General features: G+C 35.2%; 1 protein-coding gene. It reads right to left on the bottom strand.

What is annotated here, in order from left to right; translation table 11 throughout:
- Positions 1-868: 868 nt before the first annotated feature.
- Positions 869-2,849 (bottom strand): AAA-like domain-containing protein (locus tag F6K13_RS26690; protein ID WP_287288950.1); only part of this gene is annotated, 1,981 nt, incomplete at its 5' end.

Genomic DNA, 2,849 nt, shown 5'->3' with positions numbered 1-2,849 from the left:
TGATTTTTTTATAAACAGGACTTACGCATAAGGAACGAAATATCAACCTTTGAGATTGCTTCGCTGTCGCTCGCAATGACAGAAACACGTTATGAGTGCGTAAGTCCTAATAAATAAAGATAATTATTTTTAATACCAACTTTGCCCAAGTCAAAAGTAAAAAATCATCCCTGACTGAGTTTGAGCATTTATTTTGGTCAATATCTAAGGTAATTTGCTATAAAATTATTGGGTAGTGGTGTACAAGTAGTGATTTTTGCAGTTATACTCCTGACAGTGAAAGGGTTTTACTTATAAATATCACTACATATACAGGACTACCAATTATTGTATCCACTCAATATGATGGGGAAGGCAATTATTATAGCTGCCAACACCAACCAAAGGCACTAACAGAAGAGCGATACGGCTGACGCCACGCTCCGCGAACGTAAATAATAGTTCCCAGAGAGGGAATATTACCCATATTCGAAATGCGTTGGTCGCACCGCTGTTCCCTGTTCCCTATCATCACCATAAGACTTTTTCAGCAAACCCTAATTAGGCTGGGAGAATTTCATCATAGTTGTACAAAGAAAATACTTCTTTTGAGTGTTGTTTTCTGAGTTATTACTAACAATACTTGTAGCAAAGGAAAAATACAACCCCAAAACTTCATATGAACTTTATATGATTTTTTAGACAACTTCATATAAAGTTCATATAAACTTTATATGATTTTTTAGACAACTTTATTAATATGGGTCTAAAACCCCGCCTTTTAAGGCGAAACATTTTTGGAGAGTTGCTCAAATGCCCGTTACAAAAATAACTTCTGTACGTCGCCAATCCGACGGCTCCCCTATCTGACTTCTGACTTCGTTAACCCCTAAGTAAGCTCGGCCACCTCTACCCAATTACTATCAAATACCCATTCATAAATACGGTTATAAACCTTGATAACTCTCCCTTCCTTTACCACTAACCCCGACAATAACAACTCTTTTTCTTCTGGACTATCAATAGTCATTACCTGCCCTTCTACTAATATTTGTTGATATAATTGCAGTAGTTTATTCCTTGGCTGTGTACTATGAAGAATGCGATCGCGTATGGTTCTTAAATGTTCTGGTTGATCTTGAGTTTCCCAATTTGTCAGAATTTTTTCTTGTACTAAATTCTCTATCCATTCCGTTTCACCATTAACAGGAATGGGTATTTTTGAATCACGAATCAACTGACATAGTTTTTGAGTTAAAAAAGGCTGTCCTCCCGTCCAGTTTAATATTTCTTGAAGAACAGTTTGAGGATTACTAACTTTTTCAGCTATTCCCAATAATAAAGGTTGTGCTTCATGTGGTTTAAAGCTTTCTAATTCAATTGCTTCACCGATATTAAAAGGAGTTTTCCTAATATCAGTCATTAATTCGGTAGGAGTTGCTACCCCAAAAAAGGCAAAGGTGAGATGCTGATATCTAGATTTTGGATTAATCATTCGTTGATTGTAGCAAGATCGAATCAGAGCAAAAAAGTTATCCACCGGAATTTTTAAGCCTAAAACACTATCAATTTCATCAATAAAAATGAAGACTTTTTTGGGAGGTTCACTTTCGTTATTATTCAGTTCAAATAATAAAACATCTTGCAGAAATCTATCGAATCTTTGCAACGGAGAAATATCTAATCGCTCATTCCACCAAGCTTTTAAATTAACTCTGGTTACTAAATCAAAACTGTACCATAGATCGACGGCTAATCCTTTATACCATTGTTCTATCGTCACATCTTCATCAGCGATGCTGGTTAAATCTATAGCAGCACAATGATATCCTTCATGGTTGAGATGGTGTATCATCCTCACCATGAGACTAGATTTACCCATTTGTCGGGGATTCAAAACATAACAAAACTGACCTTTTTTTAAGGCTTGATAGAGAGTGCGGTCTGCTTGTCGGACTACATAAGTAGGAGCATCCATCGGCAAACTTCCTCCTACTTGATAATCAAAATTAGAGCTAGATTCGGCAGTTTTTAGTAGCTCATTTTCAAAGATAAGTTCTGCTTGAGTTTCTTTGAGAATTTCTAAGGTTTGAGACAGTTCTTTTGTGCGTTCTTCGACTCTTTGTTCTAGGGTTTGATAAAGTCTGGAATTGTCAATAGAAATTGCTGCTTGAGCGGATAATATTTTTAATAGTTCGACTCTTTTTGCTGTGAATGTGTCTGTAGTTAAATTATTTTCTAAATAAACAATTCCTCTTAATTGATTTTGATTAATTAATGGAATACAGAGAATTGATTTAGTTTGTGTGGCAATAATATAAGGGTCATTAATAAATAGTCCGTCGTTGGCTGCATCTTTGAGAACTATATTTTCTTGACTGCGGGCTACATAATTGATAATCGTGGTTGGTAAAATCGGAATTGATGTTTCTGAGTCTACAAATTCTATCGGAATTGATTGTAAAATTGTAACTTCATCGCTATCTATTTTTCCTTCAGCTTCAATAACCCAACTATCTTCGTGGTTGAGAATTAAAAAGCCTGTTTGCGCTCCAGCATTTTCAATGACAATTTTCATTAAATTGTGCAGAAGATTTTCCAGTTTTATTTCACCAGAAATTGCGTTATATACTTTAATAACTGTACCTAAGTCAAGAATTTCTCCATCAGTTCCAGAGGTAGAATTAGTTGTATCAATAATTTTTGATTTAGTTTTATTTGCTATTTCTAATAAATACTGGGGATATTCTGATTCTAATTGTTTGACTTTAGCTTTAGCACCCCAACGGATGTAACAATGATGGGCATTTCTGAGGTAAATTTTCCCAATTTCTTCTCTTCCTACTGCTAGATAAAACTCGGATGCTCGA

Source organism: Okeania sp. SIO2B9 (genome assembly GCF_010672505.1).
Classification (GTDB): domain Bacteria; phylum Cyanobacteriota; class Cyanobacteriia; order Cyanobacteriales; family Microcoleaceae; genus Okeania; species Okeania hirsuta.
This window is presented reverse-complemented; position numbering and strand designations above follow the sequence as displayed.